The sequence below is a fragment of the Nostoc sp. MG11 genome (assembly GCF_014904695.1).
Taxonomy (GTDB): domain Bacteria; phylum Cyanobacteriota; class Cyanobacteriia; order Cyanobacteriales; family Nostocaceae; genus Komarekiella.
This window is the reverse complement of sequence record NZ_JACXXN010000021.1, coordinates 54948-73971: the sequence shown is the minus strand read 5'-3', so window position 1 is coordinate 73971 and position 19024 is coordinate 54948. Positions and strand designations below refer to the sequence as shown.

General features: G+C 39.7%; 20 protein-coding genes and 1 pseudogene. 11 read left to right on the top strand and 10 right to left on the bottom strand.

The genetic code is table 11. From position 1 onward, the window contains the following. The first annotated feature begins 60 nt into the window (after nt 1-60). Genes ndhC through HCR01_RS24100 form a run of 3 tightly spaced genes read left to right on the top strand, consistent with a single transcriptional unit; the run spans nt 61 to nt 1674 of the window. Nucleotides 61-423 (top strand): photosynthetic/respiratory NAD(P)H-quinone oxidoreductase subunit C, encoded by a 363-nt coding sequence (gene ndhC, locus HCR01_RS24110; protein WP_162399779.1) that lies wholly within the window; start codon nt 61-63, stop codon nt 421-423. Beyond that, the gene (gene ndhK / locus HCR01_RS24105; protein WP_193198624.1) at nt 414-1151 is read left to right on the top strand and encodes a photosynthetic/respiratory NAD(P)H-quinone oxidoreductase subunit K; all 738 of its coding nucleotides are present in this window, start codon (nt 414-416) and stop codon (nt 1149-1151) included. The genes ndhC and ndhK overlap by 10 nt, the downstream gene beginning before the upstream one ends. Then, complete coding sequence (locus tag HCR01_RS24100) at nt 1144-1674, top strand: NAD(P)H-quinone oxidoreductase subunit J (RefSeq protein ID WP_193198623.1); 531 nt, start codon at nt 1144-1146, stop codon at nt 1672-1674. The genes ndhK and HCR01_RS24100 overlap by 8 nt, the downstream gene beginning before the upstream one ends. Nucleotides 1675-1741: 67 nt before the next feature. On the opposite strand, the gene HCR01_RS24095 is transcribed toward HCR01_RS24100, so the two are convergent. Beyond that, nucleotides 1742-2602, bottom strand: a complete 861-nt coding sequence (locus HCR01_RS24095) for an Rpn family recombination-promoting nuclease/putative transposase (RefSeq protein WP_193198622.1) — start codon at nt 2600-2602, stop codon at nt 1742-1744. Nucleotides 2603-2960: 358 nt separating this feature from the next. On the opposite strand from HCR01_RS24095, the gene HCR01_RS24090 reads away from it, so the two are divergent. From HCR01_RS24090 to HCR01_RS24080, 3 genes are all read left to right on the top strand, one after another. Then, nucleotides 2961-3356 (top strand): hypothetical protein, encoded by a 396-nt coding sequence (locus tag HCR01_RS24090; protein ID WP_193198621.1) that lies wholly within the window; start codon nt 2961-2963, stop codon nt 3354-3356. A 1-nt stretch (nt 3357) separates the two neighbouring features. Then, nucleotides 3358-5157, top strand: coding sequence for an SUMF1/EgtB/PvdO family nonheme iron enzyme (locus HCR01_RS24085; protein ID WP_193198620.1), 1800 nt, complete (start codon nt 3358-3360; stop codon nt 5155-5157). 200 nt (nt 5158-5357) lie between these two features. Beyond that, nucleotides 5358-5483: an SUMF1/EgtB/PvdO family nonheme iron enzyme gene (locus tag HCR01_RS24080; protein WP_193198642.1), complete on the top strand. Its 126-nt coding sequence runs from the start codon at nt 5358-5360 to the stop codon at nt 5481-5483. Nucleotides 5484-5671: 188 nt separating this feature from the next. Here HCR01_RS24080 and HCR01_RS24075 read toward each other — a convergent pair whose 3' ends face one another. From HCR01_RS24075 to HCR01_RS24065, 3 genes and pseudogenes are all read right to left on the bottom strand, one after another. After that, on the bottom strand, nt 5672-5884 hold the full coding sequence (locus tag HCR01_RS24075; protein WP_193198619.1) for a DUF6887 family protein: 213 nt from the start codon (nt 5882-5884) through the stop codon (nt 5672-5674). 8 nt (nt 5885-5892) lie between these two features. Continuing rightward, on the bottom strand, nt 5893-6054 hold the full coding sequence (locus HCR01_RS24070; protein WP_193198618.1) for a DUF6888 family protein: 162 nt from the start codon (nt 6052-6054) through the stop codon (nt 5893-5895). Nucleotides 6055-6266: 212 nt separating this feature from the next. Continuing rightward, a pseudogene (locus tag HCR01_RS24065) lies at nt 6267-6808 on the bottom strand (REP-associated tyrosine transposase). 130 nt (nt 6809-6938) lie between these two features. Here HCR01_RS24065 and HCR01_RS24060 point away from each other — a divergent pair. Then, entirely contained in the window at nt 6939-7082 is a 144-nt protein-coding gene (locus tag HCR01_RS24060) for a hypothetical protein (RefSeq protein WP_193198616.1), read from the top strand. 71 nt (nt 7083-7153) lie between these two features. On the opposite strand, the gene HCR01_RS24055 is transcribed toward HCR01_RS24060, so the two are convergent. Next, a complete protein-coding gene (locus HCR01_RS24055) occupies nt 7154-7522 on the bottom strand; it encodes a hypothetical protein (RefSeq protein WP_193198615.1) in 369 nt (122 codons plus the stop codon). Between the two features lie 177 nt (nt 7523-7699). Between HCR01_RS24055 and HCR01_RS24050 the strand changes: the two genes are divergently transcribed. From HCR01_RS24050 to HCR01_RS24035, 4 genes are all read left to right on the top strand, one after another. Beyond that, nucleotides 7700-7969 carry a hypothetical protein gene (locus HCR01_RS24050; protein WP_193198614.1) on the top strand — a complete coding sequence of 90 codons (270 nt, stop codon included), beginning with the start codon at nt 7700-7702 and terminating at the stop codon, nt 7967-7969. A 1010-nt stretch (nt 7970-8979) separates the two neighbouring features. Then, nucleotides 8980-10272 carry an ATP-binding protein gene (locus HCR01_RS24045; protein ID WP_193198613.1) on the top strand — a complete coding sequence of 431 codons (1293 nt, stop codon included), beginning with the start codon at nt 8980-8982 and terminating at the stop codon, nt 10270-10272. Beyond that, nucleotides 10262-12022, top strand: a complete 1761-nt coding sequence (locus HCR01_RS24040) for a tetratricopeptide repeat protein (RefSeq protein ID WP_193198612.1) — start codon at nt 10262-10264, stop codon at nt 12020-12022. Before HCR01_RS24045 ends, HCR01_RS24040 begins: the two co-directional genes overlap by 11 nt. Before the next feature lie 137 nt (nt 12023-12159). After that, nucleotides 12160-12975 (top strand): Rpn family recombination-promoting nuclease/putative transposase, encoded by an 816-nt coding sequence (locus HCR01_RS24035; protein ID WP_193198611.1) that lies wholly within the window; start codon nt 12160-12162, stop codon nt 12973-12975. Nucleotides 12976-13039: 64 nt separating this feature from the next. Here HCR01_RS24035 and pstB read toward each other — a convergent pair whose 3' ends face one another. From pstB to HCR01_RS24010, 5 genes are all read right to left on the bottom strand, one after another. Next, complete coding sequence (pstB, locus tag HCR01_RS24030; RefSeq protein WP_193198610.1) at nt 13040-13867, bottom strand: phosphate ABC transporter ATP-binding protein PstB; 828 nt, start codon at nt 13865-13867, stop codon at nt 13040-13042. A 72-nt stretch (nt 13868-13939) separates the two neighbouring features. Continuing rightward, entirely contained in the window at nt 13940-14839 is a 900-nt protein-coding gene (gene pstA / locus HCR01_RS24025; RefSeq protein WP_193198609.1) for a phosphate ABC transporter permease PstA, read from the bottom strand. A 5-nt stretch (nt 14840-14844) separates the two neighbouring features. After that, nucleotides 14845-15786 carry a phosphate ABC transporter permease subunit PstC gene (gene pstC / locus HCR01_RS24020; RefSeq protein ID WP_193198608.1) on the bottom strand — a complete coding sequence of 314 codons (942 nt, stop codon included), beginning with the start codon at nt 15784-15786 and terminating at the stop codon, nt 14845-14847. A gap of 121 nt (nt 15787-15907) precedes the next feature. Next, nucleotides 15908-16909, bottom strand: a complete 1002-nt coding sequence (locus HCR01_RS24015) for a PstS family phosphate ABC transporter substrate-binding protein (protein ID WP_193198607.1) — start codon at nt 16907-16909, stop codon at nt 15908-15910. 63 nt (nt 16910-16972) lie between these two features. After that, nucleotides 16973-18046, bottom strand: coding sequence for a sulfate ABC transporter substrate-binding protein (locus HCR01_RS24010; protein ID WP_226889585.1), 1074 nt, complete (start codon nt 18044-18046; stop codon nt 16973-16975). Nucleotides 18047-19024: the final 978 nt, after the last annotated feature.

Genomic DNA, 19024 nt, shown 5'->3' with positions numbered 1-19024 from the left:
AAGATATAATGTAAAAGAAAGTAACAGCCTTATTTACACTATAAGCGGTAGATATTCATTGTGTTTGTCCTCAGCGGTTACGAGTACCTTCTAGGCTTCTTCATAATCTGTAGCCTAGTGCCTGCCCTAGCGCTCTCAGCGTCCAAGCTCCTACGACCCAGTGGTTCCAGCCCGGAACGACGCACTACTTATGAATCTGGCATGGAACCCATCGGGGGAGCCTGGATTCAGTTTAATATCCGCTACTACATGTTTGCCTTGGTCTTCGTCGTCTTTGATGTGGAGACGGTATTCTTGTATCCTTGGGCGGTAGCTTTCCATCGTTTGGGGCTATTGGCATTTATTGAAGCGTTAGTCTTTATTGCAATTCTTGTAGTCGCTTTAGTTTACGCATGGCGTAAAGGAGCTTTGGAATGGTCTTGAATTCTAACTTAACAACTCAGGACAAAGAGCGAATCATCAACCCTATTGAGCGCCCTACAGTCACTCAAGACCTTTCAGAAAATGTGATTCTGACCACGGTTGATGATCTTTACAACTGGGCGCGGCTTTCTAGTCTGTGGCCGTTGCTATTTGGCACTGCTTGCTGCTTTATCGAATTTGCAGCTTTAATTGGCTCACGATTTGACTTTGACCGTTTTGGACTAATTCCTCGTTCTAGTCCTCGCCAAGCCGATTTAATTATTACGGCAGGCACAATTACTATGAAGATGGCTCCTCAATTGGTGCGTCTTTATGAGCAAATGCCAGAGCCGAAGTATGTAATTGCGATGGGAGCTTGTACGATTACTGGCGGGATGTTCAGCGTTGATTCTCCCACGGCAGTACGTGGAGTTGATAAACTGATTCCTGTGGATGTGTACTTGCCTGGTTGTCCTCCTCGTCCCGAAGCAATTATCGACGCGATTATTAAGCTGCGGAAGAAGATCACCAATGATTCGATGCAAGAGCGGGGTAAAATCAAGCAAACCCACCGCTACTACAGCACGACTCATAACCTGAAGCCAGTTGAGCAAATTTTAACTGGTAAATATATGCAGTCAGAAACTCGCTCTGTACCGCCGAAGGAATTGACGGAAGCGATTGGTATGCCAATACCACCTGCGCTGCTCACAGCAAAGGCCGAGAAGGAGGAACAAACCCGTGGCTGAAGAAGAATCTAAACCAGTACCAGCAGCCAAAGAAGAGTCCTTGGTAAAAGCGGGTAAAGTTTCTCAGTGGTTAACAGAAAATGGCTTTGACCATGAGTTTTTAGAACCAGACAAGAACGGGGTAGAGATAATTAAGGTGGAGCCAGATTTCTTGCTCCCCACCGCTACAGCCCTATATGCTTATGGGTTTAATTATCTCCAGTTTCAAGGTGGTGTTGACCTTGGCCCAGGACAAGAATTGGTAAGTGTATATCACTTGATTAAAGTCGGTGATAATAGCGATCGCCCCGAAGAAGTCCGGGTAAAAGTTTTCTTACCACGAGAAAACCCCACCGTGCCATCAGTGTACTGGATTTGGAAGACCGCAGATTGGCAAGAGCGCGAGTCTTACGATATGCTCGGCATTATCTACGAAGGACACCCAAATCTCAAGCGGATTTTGATGCCGGAAGATTGGGTAGGTTGGCCTTTGCGGAAGGATTATATCTCGCCTGATTTCTACGAGTTGCAGGACGCTTATTAGAGATTGCTGAGTTTTAGCAGTGATTAACCCCTTTCCGGTGGCGGAGAGGGGTTATATTTTTGGTGTTTCATGTAAAGTTGGTTGACAAAATTTGCTGTAATTCATTTACTGTATTTACAGTTTTAATTGCCTGTTGAATTGCTTTTAATTTCTGCAAATCTGTAATTTGAGAAATTATCGGCATCAATTCTGAACCTTGATCGCTAAACTTAATTTCTAATGCTAATTCAATCCCTGAATATAACTCTTCCTTTCTTCCTCGTTCTTCCCCTTTGCTAAAAATTTCTTGATACCAAGGCGACTGCTCTAAAAGTGCCATATCCCACCTCAAAATTTGTTGAACTATTGCACTATCTAATACAAACGTAGCAAAAAATCCTAATACTGTTTCCAGTTTATTCAATTGTTCATCTGCACGTAAGATTCGCAATGCGTCTCGAATGGTAGACTCGTTATCACCTCCTTTGAGGATGGGTACAAATGGAAGTAGTGATGGTAATGGTTGTGCAAAGGCAATGTTTACATCAACTTCCCACAGGTTAATGACACGGTAATCTTGAATAGCACGTAAACCAGCAATATTTAATGTGTAACTTGTTGGTATTTCAGCGTCACTTGCCTTGAGGATATTAATGAGTACTGGATACGTTGGCAAATTATATTTTTCTTCTGCAAGTGCTGCATAAGCACGCATCCTTCGCGGCATTTCTGGTTTATAGCGCAGTTGTAATTCGTTAAGAACGAGAAATTTCCCATGCTGAGGACTTTCGACACGGATTAAAACATCACTTTCTCGACTTATCCACTGAAATTCTGAGTTGAGAATTTCGCCAGCAACAATATCAGGAATTTGTGTTACCCATTTTACCCAGTTATCAGGTGCAAGGCTGATTAAGCGTTTGGTGCTGACATCGGCGGGTTTGATCATGGGGTTGAAAACGCACTGAAAGTTATCAAATAATTGTACTTAAGAGGATGTTTGAAAAGTGGTATGTTGTGATTTTAATCGAATTATTACCCCCCTTAATCCCCCCTTATAAAAGGGGGAAACAAGAAAATACGGTTCCCTCCCCTTTATAAGGGGTGGGTTAGGGTGGGGTAAATATTAGAGAAAGCGATCGCACTCAATCTGAGATAATTTGAGACTATACGATCGCTCCCAGAATCTTTATCATAATTGGTGCGATCGCTAAAATGCTCAGTGAGATTTCCTAGTAATCGGAATCGCTATCTCTACCGTTGTATCTATATTTGTGGGACAATTTAATCTAAATATTTAAAGTAATATGTCAGAAACCCCCCAAAACGACGGCATTTGGATTGTGACGGATGAAGTGCCGCAAATATCGATTCCTGATGGTGCTAAAGGCGGGAGTAATAATACACGCAGTTGGGGAGAGGAAACTATCAGGGATAGTACTGGTAGCAAAGGGGTAGGAGATGCCGTTAAGGTTAGCGCTCAAACATTAGAGCAAAATATGACTCACTTTCTCAAAGTAGTGGGAAGTTTGTTTAGTCAAGCTGAACAGCAAGCAAAAGTCAACTCCAAGATGCAGCTAGATGAAATTGAGCTATCGGTTGAAATTAGTGCAGATGGGGAAGTTAAATTAATTGGCAGTGGTGTCAAAGCTGGGAGTAAAGGAGCTATTAAGCTGAAGTTCAAGCGCCAAGAATCACAGTGAGATGGCAAAAAATTGGGCGATCGCGATCGGAATTAACCAGTATGAGTATCTACAACCGCTAAACTATGCCAAGCGGGATGCACTGTTAATGCAAGAGTTTCTGGGCAATGAAGCCGGATTTGAGCGGATATTCTTCTTCTCTGATGACTCTCCTCCTGTTGATGGAAAATCGACTCGCCCAACTCGCACTAACTTGCTGCGAGTCTTGCGCCAGTTATTTGACAATCCCTTTATGGGAGCAGGGGATAATTTCTGGTTTTTCTTCAGTGGTCATGGGATAAGATACGCTGATCGTGATTATCTCATGCCTTGTGATGGCGATCCAGAGGATATTGAAAACACGGCAATTGCGATTAACTTTGTGAGTGAACGTCTGCGTCGCTGCGGTGCTGATAATGTTGTCTTGATTCTGGATGCTTGTCGCAATGAAGGCAAAAAAACTGGTGAAGGAATTGGGCGACAAACGGCAGAAGAAGCACGTCAACAAGGAGTTATCAGCATATTTTCCTGTAGTCCACAGGAGTATTCTTATGAAATTGAGGCTTTACAACAAGGTGCTTTTACTACTGCACTACTAGAAGGGTTAGGAATTCAAGGTCAACGCGCCACAGTTGAACGGTTAAATCAGTATCTCAAGTCTCGCGTGCCGGAAATTGTTAGTAAGCATAAAAATGCGAGGCAAACACCTTATGTGATTGCTGAACCTGTGAATAAATCCCACCTAATACTTGTGCCACAATACGCAACCCTAGCAGATATCGCCACGTTGAAAATTGATGCTTATCAAGCAGAAGTAAATAGGAATTTAGATTTAGCAGAGCAATTATGGATTCGGGTATTAGCTGCGGCTTCAGGGCAAGATATGGATGCAATCAAAGCAATTCAAAGAATTGCAAGATTGCCTGAACGTCAAGAACCATCTTTACCACAACCTCCTCCTATTATTGAAAATTCCACTAAGGGAGAATTTATAGTTGAAAAAAATCCCTTAAAAACCTTTCAATTTGAAGTAGTTACGGTAAATGCACAAGGAAATATCACCAACCGCCGTAATCAGGAAGCGAAATATTTTGAAGAAAATTTAGGAAATGGTATCACCCTCGAAATGGTGCAGATACCAGGGGGAACCTTTACGATGGGTTCACCGGAAGGGGAAGCAGAAAGACGTGAAAGTGAAAGTCCACTGCATCAAGTAAAAGTGCCTGGGTTCTTCATGGGGAAATATGCAGTTACCCAGGCACAGTATCAAGCCATTATGGGGACTAATCCTTCTAACTTCAAAGGTGAGAAACGACCTGTAGAACAAGTTAGTTGTGATGAGGCGGTAGAGTTTTGTAAAAAGTTGAGTCAGAAGAGAAAACACACCTACAGGCTACCCAGTGAAGCGGAATGGGAATATGCTTGTCGTGCGGGAACAACTACACCGTTTTATTTTGGTGAAACGATTACCACAGATTTAGTTAACTACGACGGTAACAATCCTTACGGCTCTGCGCCAAAGGGCGAATATCGTAAACAAACAATAGATGTAGGAAAATTTCCGCCTAATTCTTTCGGTTTATACGATATGCATGGTAATGTATATGAATGGTGTGAAGATGTGTATAATGGCAATTACATAGACGCACCAACAGATGGTAAACCGTGGTTAGTTGGTAGCTATAATAACATAAAGCTGCTGCGTGGCGGTAGTTGGATCTTCAATGCCGGGCTTTGCCGTTCTGCCTATCGCCATAGGTACGCGCTCGCGATTCGTTACGGCAGTGTTGGTTTTCGCGTGGTGGCGGTGGCTGTGGCGTGAGGATTCCTTGCTCTTTACCCTCTTCCCCTTTTTCCCTCTACACTTCTTTTTTTTTGCCCTTCTTCTTCAATCTCCGCCACAGGCGGATCAAAAATTTTTTTCTAAAACTGGTGTATTGATATCAAAAACTGTTATACACTACATTTAATCAAATTTCTCACTTAGTTTGAGAGTTTGAGCATGGGGCAGGTCGATTTTAGCTGCTGCGTGGCGGTAGTTGGATCAACAATGCCAGGAATTGCCGTTCTGCCAATCGCAATAGGAACGCGCACGCGAATCGTAACAACAATGTTGGTTTTCGCGTGGTGGCGGTGGCTGTGGCGTGAGTACTCCCCAAAGTCAGAGTTGATAAGTGGGAATTTATCGAGCGTACATCAGGGAGTCCAGACCTGAACCAGCGAGGAAGGCGACAACCTCCGAATATAAAACCGAGTCGGATAGCTTGGTAGGTTGCAAAACCGAACAGTTGTTCGACTCAATTAATTCTGCGACATTTAAAAGAAACTTCTAAAATTTAGCTCATTTTTAATTGTTCTAATTTTTGTCTAATCAAAATTTCCACTTCTTCAATCTCAGCATTCGATTTTGGGATGTCAAAAGTCTCTGGAGACGCTTCATATGTAAAGCGGTCAACAAAAGCACGAAACGCTGCTTTGTTGTCGGGGTGAGCAATGACGAAGGCTCTTAACTCGGTTTTGCTCATGCTGCTAAATTCTGGCTCAATCACAAGAACCTCTAAAATCCATTGCGATAGATTTCTACCTCTATGTTATCTCCTGCCAAAATAAACACATTACCTGTTTGTTCATCGAGGCGGATAATGTAAATAGGAGTGAATGTATTGGTCAAAGATTGACATAGTATGACACACCTGATGCCTTGTTCAGCAGTTGGCAAGATTTGTATACCTCATAACCGCATAGCTTGGAATCAGAATAGCAGGTAAGGGGAAAATATCAAACCATCTATGTTGTAAATTGATAAGGCAGTAATTCGTAGGTTGGGTTGAGGAACGAAACCCAACATTACCCATTACAATACCCAATGCTGACGTTGGGTTTCACTTCGTTTAACCCAACCTACAATTTCAGCTACAATTTAGGCGATATCTACTCTTTACCAATATTAGAGTCAAATACAATTGCTTGCTCAGCACCCACGTAATATCATACATACCCTGACGAACAGAACGATGAAAACTGGAATATTCCCAATCTTTTGGAGCTTTCACTAAACCATGTTGGACAGGATTGTAGTGAATATATTCAAGGTGATTTTTAAAATCTACCTCGTCTCTAATCAAGTGTTCCCAAAAACGACGCTGCCAAATACCTTGCTCTTTTTTATTTTGCCTAGAGGTAGATAAGTTTTCCTGTGATAAAGTAATGCACTGACGACTAAAATAGCTTTTGATCAAACGCCAACGAGTAGGAAAATTGCGATCGCCCTGTGGTAATGTCCAAATACAGTGCAGATGATCTGGTAATAAAACAAAGGCATCAATTATAAATGGGTGTTGATGCATTACATACCAAAAAACATTTCTTAATAAAGATACGTTAGTAGGTAAGCATAATAGTCTTTGTCTTTTATATGTTACGAGTGTAAAAAAGTAAGTGCCACCTTCGATTGTGGCTCGGCGATATTGCATTGTGTTAATTTTATGATGGTTGAATTTCGCTCTTTATACTAAAGTATTGGTATAAAGGATACCGTCAATTTATTTTTGTTGAGATGTGAGTTAAGAAATGAGTGAAGCGCAATCTAATAAACTAAAGTAGATGTTGGGTTTCGTTCCTCAACCCAACCTACGATTAAGTCTAATTTGGGATTTGACAATACCTTTAGCCCATTTGCGATCGCACTCAGCATTCGATTTTGGGATGTCAAAAGTCTCTGGAGATGCTTCAGAAGTTAAGCGGTAGAATGTAGGATCGTGGTACGTTGTCACAAAGGTCAACGCACCCTTATCTAAAGAAGCGGCGAGTCCAAACAATTACTTCACTGAGATCACTGTTTGGTTTATTACTGGACGTGCTTTTTTACGGTCTGACCTGCGCGTTCCACCAGCCATCTCATACTCATCACTATTTTTGCCATAGCGAGATGCAACATTCAATAGCATTTGCTCAGAATAAGTATTCAACTCACGTTCTGCTTCTATTAATGCATTGTGTGTCTTATCTACTATTGTTTGTGCTTGATTATAAGCGGCTAGCTTTTCTCGTAACTCAATTACTTTAGTGTTGTAAGTAGCAATTGAAAACCCATTACTAAAGTCTAATTCAGGGTTAATTGTCTGCATTCCTTCAATCCGTCGTTCAGCTTTGGTCAGTGCGATGGAGTTTCGTTTCCGTTGCGTCATATAGTTTTCCAGTTTTATTTAATTTATAAATAACCCTAATTTTACACACTGAGTTATTTATGTATCATTAAAATACGCAATAAGCAGATGCACTAGCCACAGTGAAGTTACAGAATTATAAAAGCATTGGATGGCATTAGCCAATTAGATAGATGCGGGTATATTTGCTGAAATTCGTTGAGAAAAGCAGGTTTTGAAGTCGCAAAAGCTGGTTTTGAAGTCGCAAAAGCTGGTTTTGAAGTCGCAAAAGCTGGTTTTGAAGTCGCAAAAGCTGGTTTACAAATCGCAAAAGCAGGTTTTGAAGTCGCAAAAGCTAGTTTAGAAGTCACAAAAGCTAGTTTAGAAGTCACAAAAGCTGGTTTTGAAGTCATAAAAGCAGGTTTTGAAGTCATAAAAGCAGGTTTTGAAGTCGCGGAGCTTTCATATAGTTCACAAAGACGTGATTAGAACTTACGCACTGAAGCCTGAAACCTAGATCCCCCCTAGCCGACGCCAGTCGCTCCACTTGGGGAGACCCCATCGCATGATTGCGTCTCCCCAACTCTTGGAGACGCTACTTCGCGTTGGGAGAAGACCGCGCTGGCTCCCCTTAAAAAGGCTACGGTGTACACACAAGTATTTGAGAGTTGCCCCACAGGCTTTTGATCCCCCCAACCCCCCTTCAAAAGGGGGGGCAAAAACCTCTCAAAGTCCCCCTTTTGAAGGGGATTTAGGAGGATATACAACGATTTTGGTTTTGTACAGAGATGTGTGTACACCGTAGCTTAAAAAGGGGGGAACTTCTAAAGCCCCCTTTTTAAGGGGGTTGGGGGATCTGAGTGCGTAAGTCCTGGTGATATGCGGTTCTCGACCCAGTGAGGTACAATTTTGACCTCTCTCCTAAAAGGCTACGGTGTACACACAAGTCACCAGTTTTATCCCAATACGCTTGGGATAGCCAGAAAGCTCTCACGTAGAAACGCAATTTATCGCGTCTAAAAGACTGACACGTTAAAGAGACGCGATAAATCGCCGTCTCTACAGAGAATGTACTCGTCAATTATTCCTTGACAGACTACTAACCAATAGTAACAACAGCTACCCATCGCATCGGCTAGAGGGGGATGAGACGAAGCACACTAAAAATTTATTTTTATAACTGAAAATTTTATTTTATTTATGTGTTAAGTAGCTTTCAGGATGTTATCTGTATAATCTATCATTCAGTCTGAATTATCGAATGTATAATCTATCATTCAGTCTGATTGATTATTGACCTCTGTTACTCATTGATAGGTTGAAATTTGGGGATTATGGCATCTCTTTTTAAGACATAACATACCACTCACCTAGTAGTTATTTATTAACGAGATTTGAGAAGTTATGTAGGCATACTCTATCCTAGACATTACCTAAACTTTTGCTTGAAAAATCATGAGCCATTATATGGATAGTTAGCACGTTTACGGCACTATCCAATGTCTCAAAAATTATTAAACGCCTTTCAAGAAGCATACAGCAATCTCGAACTGTTTCCGTTGATGGAACAGAACGAAATGGAAAGATTTAGAGTGGAATATGGTGATGATTTGATTGCAGACCTCAACCAATTAGTTGAAGATAGCCCCAATGGAGACGGCAAAATTGTCTTTACAGGACATCGGGGATGTGGTAAGTCAACTTTGTTAGCTGAGTTTAGCAGGCAAATTCAAAATAAATATTTTGTAGTTCTATTTTCTATTGCTGACAAAATTGAAATGTCGGCTGTTAATCATATTAATATATTGTTTGCGATCGCAGTTAATTTAATGACCGAAGCGGAAGCACGTAAAGTTGAAATTCCTCAATCGACTAAAGAAGCTCTTTATAAGTGGTTTGCTACTCGAACTCGCACTGAAGAGTTAAATTTGCAGGTAGAAGCTGGGATTGGGTTTGATTTACTAAAGTTGATTAGCTCTAAATTAAAAGCTGATGCTACTGTTCGGGATGAAATTAAGCAAGAATTTGAACGCAAAATCTCAGATTTAGTTGCCAGAATTAACGAAATTGCTGCTCTGATTCAAGCGGCTACAAAACAAGATGTATTAGTAATTATTGATGATTTAGATAAACTTGATTTAGGAAGAGTTAATGAAATCTATCGAGACAATATTAAAGCTCTTTGTCAACCTAATTTTCGGATTATCTATACTATCCCCATTGCTGTACTGCGCGAAACATTTATCAGCACAATAATTGCCACTGAGACTAATGACCAAGTTGTAGCAATGCCTGTTTTGAAAATATTTGAGAAAGGCAAAAATCGGCTACCTAATGCTCAACCGCGTCTTGAAGCAACAAAGATTCTCGGTGCAGTTTTACAAAAACGAATTTCTAGTGAATTAATAGCAGCAGAAACATCTGAAAAAATTGTTATCTACAGTGGTGGCGTGTTGCGAGAGCTAATTCGGATTTCTAAAGAATGTTGCCGCATTTGTTTGCGGATGATCCGACGAAATCCAACAGCAGAAGTTATTATTGATGATAAGATTTTATTCCAAGCAATCAATAAAATACGCAATGATTTTTCTATACGTTTAGGAAAAGTTGATATAGATATTTTGCAAAGTATTTACAAGCAATTTATGCCCGATGACCCTAAACAAACAGAGTTTTTGGATTTACTACATGGGCTGTATGTTTTGGAATATCGCACTGATGAAACCTGGTACGATGTTCACCCAATCATTATAGAAAGCTTGAAAGTTCAGGGGGTTATTCATGTCAAATGAGGAATTTATAGATGATGGAGAAAATCAAGATGCTTATGATGATTTAATCGTTTCAATAGAAGCTCAAAAACAAGGATTGAATTTATTGATTGCAGTTTGCGATGATGCTAACTTTCGTGATGACATTATTGCTCAATATGAAGCCGAATTAAAACCCGCCTTCCGTTTATACCGGGTGACTTTAGCACGTCAAGAACCAAGTCTGAAAGCTGCTCTTAATCAACTGGTACAACAAGAAGAATATCTGCGTCAGCGTAATCCAGCGGTGATAACTGTGACGGGTGCTGAGCAACTTTATTTTCTCAGATTAGGAAAAGAGCAATCGGAACAGGAAAAGTTTTTTGGTTATTTACAGTGGACACGGGAGGGTTTACGCGAATTTCCTTTTGCGATCGTGCTTTGGGTAACTAATCAAATTTTAGTCAACTTAATTAAAAAAGCCCCTGATTTTTGGAGTTGGCGCAATGGTGTTTTTCGGTTTGTATCTAAAAAAACGAATGCTATTGCTTGTCAAGAATTAGAACCTATACGCTTTGTTTTTAGAGACACAGAATTAGCTAGTACAGATACTAATGAAAATAACCCTTTTTTCTTGCCCATTCAAGATTTACAAAGTTTAATTGAGAAGATAGAACAGGAACGGGGAATTAAAGATCCCAGCTTGGCTACCTTATATTCAAGGTTGGCTGATATTTACCGCAGTAGGTTAGATAGAGGAGAATCTCAGAATTATCAAAAAGAACAGGAACTAGCAATAAAATACTGGCGTAAGGCGATTGAACTGCAAAATGAATCAGGTTTGCAGATAGACTTAGCCACTAGTTTCAACAATCTTGCAGGACTATACCGTACTACAGGACGCTATGGAGAAGCGGAACCTTTATATCAACAAGCTTTAGAATTGAGGAAACGTCTGCTGGGAGACAACCATCCTGCTTTTGCTACTAGCCTGAATAACTTGGCGGGACTCTACAAATCTACTGGACAATACAGTAAAGCGGAACTTCTATATCAACAAGCTTTGGAATTAAGGAAACGCTTATTGGCAGACAACCATCCCGATGTTGCCGCTAGTCTCAACAACCTGGCACTACTATACGATCAACAAGGACGTTATGACGAAGCAGAACCTCTGTATCTGCAATCATTAGAACTTGGAAAACGCTTGCTTGGTGAAAACCATCCCTCTTTCGCTCACATCCTGAATAATCTAGCGCTACTCTATTATCATCAAGGACGCTACGGTGAAGCTGAACCGTTGTCGCAACAAGCAATAGAACTAGATAAGCGTTTTTTGGGCGAAGATAATCCTGATGTTGCTACAGATATTCATAATTTAGGATTGATTTACCGCGCTCAAGGACGTTATGACCAAGCCGAAGCATTATTTTTACAATCCTTGGAACTCAAGGAACGTGTACTGCAAAAGGCTCATCCTCTTTTGGCAGATACTATCTACGCTCTTGGTTATATGTACAGAGAACAAGGGCGTTACAATGAGGCAGAACCATTATGTTTAAAAGCGTTAGAATTTGATAAACATTTATTGGGAGACAATCATCCTAATGTTGCTGAAAGTCTCAACAATCTTGCAGAAATCTATCGTGTAACAGGACGTTATAGCGAAGCAAAACCCCTTTATTTGCAAGCTTTAGATATTTGTGAGCGAGTTTGGGGGGCAAATAATATTCGCACTATTAATATCCGTGAAAATCTGGAAAAACTTGGCATAGCAATGCAAGGTAATTAGTAATTTAAATTATATGAAATTAAATAGTTATTTCTCCTAATTTTGCATTGGGCTAAGTCTTTTTTCTGCTGAATTATCAGGCGATCGCCTTTCTTGATAAGCTTTATAATATAAAATTTTCGTTTGACTGAATCCAGGTGCGAACTGACAAAATATTCTATAGCATATTTCAAGCTTTCCCTAGCATATTTTTTGAGATAATTGGTGACACAACTGTCAATACCAATGCCTATGAATTTGTTTCTGTTGAACTAAAAGATACTGCCTTTCGGATTGATGGCGTATTCATCCCGACAGATGAAACTACAAACCAACCTTTGTACTTTGTTGAAGTCCAGTTTCAACTAGACTCGACTTTTTATAGACGCTTGTTTGCTGAAATCTTTCTTTACCTGCGTCAAAACGAATCTGTTAATTTTTGGCGTGCTGTGGTTATCTATCCCCAAAGGAGTTTAGATCCAGAGGACAAACTACCATATCGTTTGCTGCTAGACAGCCTACAAGTGCAGCGCATTTATTTAGACGAATTAGATACAGCAGAGAACTCACTTCAAGTGGCAATTGTTAAGTTAATTATCGAAAGGGAAGAGACAGCCATAGATAGAGGTAGAGAATTGATTTTGCAGGCAAGACAACAACTGGCAGGTGAAACAACCAGAAAGCAAATTGTAGAATTGATAGAAACCATCCTTTTATACAAATTCACCCGGTTAAGCCGAGAGGAGTTGGCTCAAATGTTAGGCATAGACGACGAATTCAAAAAGAGCAGGATGTATCAATCCATCAAACAAGACGGCTTAGAGGAAGGTAGACAGGAAGGCTTAGAAGAAGGTAAGCGACAAGCTAAATTAGAGTCTATACCCAGGTTATTGGCACTGGGACTAAGTGTGGAACAAGTAGCAGTGGCTTTAGATTTGAGGATAGAGCAAGTGCAGCAAGCAGTTGAAAATTAGCCTGTCTATTTTTAGCTGCTTGTATCCTCGCTTTATTTTTTGGAAACACTGTCCAGTATATTGCTTAACCGAAGCGTCCACTGATATAATCCTCGGCTTCTTTAGTTTGAGGAGAACTAAACATTTGAGATGTAGGACTAAACTCAACTAATTTTCCGCGACGTTTGCCATGCTCATCAATTTCTGTATTGAAGAAAGCCGTAAAATCTGCCACTCTGGAAGCTTGCTGCATATTATGAGTCACCATGATGATGGTGTATTGCTGCTTAAGTTCTAAGCAGAGTTCTTCTACTTGACGGCTAGAAATTGGATCGAGAGCAGAACATGGTTCATCCATTAATAATACATCTGGCTTCATGGCGATCGCTCTTGCAATGCAAAGTCGTTGCTGTTGTCCGCCAGATAATGCAGTACCCTTCTCTTTGAGTTTGTCTTTGACTTCATCCCAGATAGCAGCGCGTCTTAAGGAATTTTCCACTAATTCATCAACATTACCTTTATAACCATTAGCACGTGGCCCAAAGGAAATATTTTCGTATATTGATTTGGGGAAAGGATTCGGTCTTTGAAAAACCATTCCGACTTGCCGTCGTAATTTTACAGAATTTATCTTAGAGTCGTAAATATTGCGATCGCGGTAATTCAACCTACCCTCTACCTTGGCTCCAGGGATTAAATCATTCATGCGATTGAAGCAACGCAATAGAGTACTTTTACCACATCCTGAAGGCCCAATAAAAGCAATGATTTGTTTTTCAGGAATATTTAAATAAACATCTATAAGTGCCAGAAATCCGCCATAGTATACTTTCACACCCTCAACATTAAATACAGCATTATCTTGGTCTATTGTGGCGCTATCTCGTTGACTTCTACTATTGCTATAGGTCATCTTGTTGATCTCCTAAATATCCATGAACCGGGATTAACTCAGTGAAAATTATCCAATTAGCTATTCATTTATCTAACGTATTGAAAAGCGTTGTCGGATATAAATTGCTACACCATTTAAAACTAAAATCAAGAGTAACAAAGCTATAATTGTCGCTGCTGCTGCATTAGCAAAACCCGGTTCAGGACGAGTGATGTAGCTGTAAATTTGAATGGGTAATGCCATAAATCTCTGGAACAAACCAGGGTTAAACGTCAGAAAACCCACAGCACCTACAACAATTAGAGACGCCGCATCACCAATAGCACGGGATACAGAAATAATCACCCCTGTCAGGATACCGGGAACAGCATAGGGTATAACATGATTGCTGATAGTTCGCCATTTAGTGACACCTAATCCATAAGAAGCATTTCTTAGCGAATCTGGAACGGCGCGAATTGCTTCTCTAGCCGTCACAATAATTACTGGTAAAGACAATAAAGATAAAGTCAACGCACCAGAAATCAAAGCGGGGCCAAAGCCAAGCAAATAATTGAAAACTCCTAAACCCAGTAGTCCGTAGACAATAGAAGGCACACCTGCGAGATTGCTGATATTAATCTCAATAATCACTGTCCACCAAGCTTTAGGTGCATACTCTTCTAGATATAAAGCTGCTCCGACACCAATGGGTACAGTCACAAAGATAACAACAAGTCCTAAAAGAATACTGCTGACGATAGCAGGACGGATGCCACCTTGATCAGGAAAACGAGAAGGAGTTTCTGTGAGAAAGCCTAGTGTCAAAAACCTACCTAATCCGTCTCCTAAAATATCAAATAGTAGCAATGCTAAGACAAATATACCAATCAGCAATCCTATCAAAAAAACTACTTCAAAGACCTTTCCCAAATTCTCTCTTGCGTCAACATTATCAGTAAATTCTGCCGCTGAATCAAAAGAATCATTTCGTTGATAACTAGTAGCCATGCTTATTACTCATACTTTTCTTTATAACGATTAGCAATCCAGTAACTAACAATATTCAAACTGAGAGTCAGCAGAAACAAAACCGCGCCTACAGCATATAAAGTCTTAAAATTTAGACTTCCACGCGGACTATCTCCCCCGGAAATTTGTGCCATGTAAGCTGTCATTGTTGCTATTGATTCCGCAAAGCTAACAGTCAGCTTTGGTTGTAGTCCGGCGGCAATTAGGACAGTCATTGTTTCACCCACAGCGCGAGAAATGCCCAAAATAATCGAGGCGACAATTCCCGAAAGTGCGGCTGGTAAAACTACTTTAAAAATGGTTTCTAGTTTAGTGATACCTAAAGCGTAAGCACCCTCCCGTAGAGAACGTGGAACTGAGCGAATAGCATCTAAGCTAATGGAGCCAACAGTAGGAGTAATCATTATTCCCATCATTAACCCCGCACTCAAGGAATTGAATATTTCTAAAGGGATAATATTTCGTAGCAAGGGTGTGACGAATAACAGTGCAAAATAACCATAAACTACAGTTGGTATGCCTGCTAAAAGTTCCACTGCTGGGCGTAAAACTGCTGCTACTTTGGGTTGAGCATATTCACTCAAGTAAATGGCAGAAGATAAACCCAAAGGGATAGCAACTGACATAGCAATAGCTGTAGTCAAGAAAGTGCCATTAATTAATGGCCAAACGCCAAAATGTCTCTCTGCAAACAGAGGCGTCCATTTAGTATCAAGAAAGAATTGGGCAAAGGAAACTTCTTGGAAAAAACTAAATGTCTCCTGAAAAATAATAAAGACTATACCAAAGGTAGTCAAAACCGAAACTAAAGCACAAGCAAATAAAATCGCTCCAACAATCCTTTCTGAGATATCTTCAGATATATTTTTATCTAGTGATTGTCTGGGTAGTAAATAAGGATCATCTTGAGGAGTGGTATTTTGCATAAACAGTTAAATTTTGACACAAAACAAATTACAAATGACCAATAATTCCTTAATGGTACAAGCCCCCATATTTATCTGTGGAATCAATCCCAAATCCAAAATTGTTTGACTAGGGATTTGTCTAAATAAAGTTTGTAATTGGTTCGCCTGGTTTAGCTTTTTGAAATTTTGTCCCAGTTTCACCAGCAGCAAATTTGTATTTGACCTTGACGTAAGCTTCATCAGGTAATGCTACATAACCAGCGCCATCTACCCACTTCCAAGAATTTTCTAGATAAAAATCTACAAATTCTTTTACTGCTGGCTTGTTATCTAAAGATATCTTACTAACATAAATGAAAAGGGGACGAGACAGAGGTGTGTAGGTGTTTTTGAGTACATTATCCAATGGAACTGGTTTTTTACATTCTCCTTTGAGATTTTCTATAGCAACTAAATTGAGTTTTTCTTGGTTTTGAATGTAGTAAGATATCCCTACATAGCCCAGTGCTGATTCATCACCAGAAACACCTTGCACTAGGAGGTTTTGATTATGACTAGGAGTGTAGTCTGTACGCCCATTCTTGGCTTTGCCAGTAACAGCTTGAGTTAAATAATCAAAGGTTCCAGTATCAGAAGCCGGAGCATAGAGCTTCAGTGGTAGCTTAGGAAACTTAGGATTAACTTGATCCCAAGCCAAGATTTTGCCGTCTGATTTAGCACTCCAAATTGTGTTCATTTCCTTAATAGTTAGACATTGAGCAAAGTCGTTTTTACGATTTGCAATTACGGCTACGCCATCTAAACCTATAGGTAACTCTATAAACTCAATATTCTTACTTTTACACTTTTTTATTTCCTCATTTCTGATGGTACGAGAAGCACCAACAATATCAATATCACCATTGCAAAACTTACTGAAACCGCCACCTGTACCACTGGAAGCAACGCTAACTTTCGCGTCAGCTTTTATCTTCTGATATTCTTCTGCAACTGCTAAAGAAATAGGAAAACCTACTGCTGCACCATCAATACTCACCTGACTTTTCAACTCCTGTCCACTGTTACAAGCAGTGATAGTGCTGGCAATAAACATTAAAGATGTTAATAAAAAGCTATCTTTAAATCTGCTATAAAAATTCATAAACTATAAATTGAGATAAAGTGACTATTGGCAAATAGACAATGCTGTGTGAAAAAGAAAGGATCATGCTTTGCTAGCAGCTTGAACTTTGTCAAAAATTGACCCATCTTCAAAAAACTTCCTCTGGATAATATCCCAACCACCTAAATCTTGTGAGGTGAATAAAGTTTTAATTGGCGGTTGTTTTGATGCTACTTCTTGGGTAACGGTAGGGTTAACAGGACGATACTGTAATTTGGCAAATTCCCGTTGAGCTTCTGTCGAGTAAAGAAAATCAATAAATGCTTGTGCAACTTCTCTTGTACCGTGTTTATCAACATTTTTATCAACTAAAGTTACAGGATTATCAATAGAAATATTGACTTGAGGTACAACATAAGGTAGTTTCAATCCACCTATTTGCGCCAAAATTACCTCATTTTCGTAGTTAATTAAGACATCTCCCTCGCCTTTTTGGAAAAATAAATTGCTGGCTTCACGGGCATCTTTCGTTAATACAGGGATATTCTTATAAACTCTGGTGACATAATCTAATGCTGCCGTTTCGTCACCGCCTGTTAGACTCACGGAACTCCAAAAAGCTAAGAATTCCCAGATAGCAATACCTGAAGTTTTTGGGTTAGCTGCAATTATTTTTACACCATCTTTTGCTAAGTCTGCCCAAGTTTGAATGTTTTTGGGATTACCTTCACGAGTGACGATCGCTGCTACAGATTTACTGACAATACCATTTCTCGGAGTTCTGATTTCCCAACCTGATTTAATCAAACCTGCTTGCTGAAGTTTGATAACATCTAGAGGAAGTGCCAAATGTACTATATCTGCTTCTTGCGAACCTGCAATAATTGCTGCCGTTTGAGCGCCAGAACCCCCGTAACTCGGCTCAATAGTAACATTTTGATTATGTTCTTTCTTCCACTTATCCACAAATTTGGGAATTATTTGATCATGCGCGGCTTTGGTGACAGAGAAAGAGACGAGTTTGAGTTTGACGTCTGCCTTCGTAGCTGAAACGCCTCCAGAGCAGGCGGCGACTGTCATACTCAAAACAGTACCCAATACAAACAGACTGACAAAGCTTTGCACACGACGTTTCTTTAACCAACTTTTAATTATATGTTGAGACAAAAGTTGCATTGTTTGTAAAAATTTTATGATATAAATTTGCATTTCCCTAACTAAGTAATTTTTTTATTGTGTTGTATGTTAGAAACTAATCAGAATTCATCACCTAACTCAGGACATTTTGATTATGACTGAGTGTATAATCTGTACGATTAGCTACAAGAGAAATCAGTAGAAATTAGCTATTTAATTGACTATAGATTAATAAAATTGAAATATTTATGTCAGGCTAAAAATTATCAGCACAGAGGGACATAAGCTATTTATTAATATCGACTAAGTATAGAAGCATACTAAATATTAAGGAGAATTTTATGCGAGATTCATCTCTAGCAAGACACCGTGTTTAGTAATATTTAACTCTCGGATATAACCGTATTCTCTAGGATGTACAAGCTTTAACTAAAGATTATTACCTTAGCCATCTAAAAATACTCAGATAGAGAATCTTTTGATGTAGTGCTATCATACTAAACTAATATCCGGCAATTTGATTGAATTACCGGAGTTGTGAGATAAAGTATCACATACCTAGATGCGAAAAATCAAGCCTTGATACAGTTTTTTCAAGGCTTTTTGATTTTTGATGGATGTAATTTTTGCAAAAATAAAGAATATAAAGTCTTATAAAGCTTGTAATGTAAGCTTTTTCAGCTTTATGTACCTAGAAGCTAAAGTCAACAAAATTAAAAGAATGAAAAATTACTCATAGGACTTACGCATAAGTAACGGGAAAACGAACCACAGAGACACAGCGAAAAGTTCTGTTCGCCTCCGGTCTCCGTCAGGAGAAGGAGGGTTTCCCGACCTAGGAAACTTTTCAAGACAAAGTACACGGAGGAATGAGAGTCTGAGAGGTTTTCTGGGTAAGTCCTGACTCAATAAAATACATTTTTATATTTGCAAATCTTGTTTCAGGCACGCTACCCTTTGCTTTGCAACGCTAACGCAAATGGGAACGCCTTTGGCGAACATGAAAACCCAAAAGGC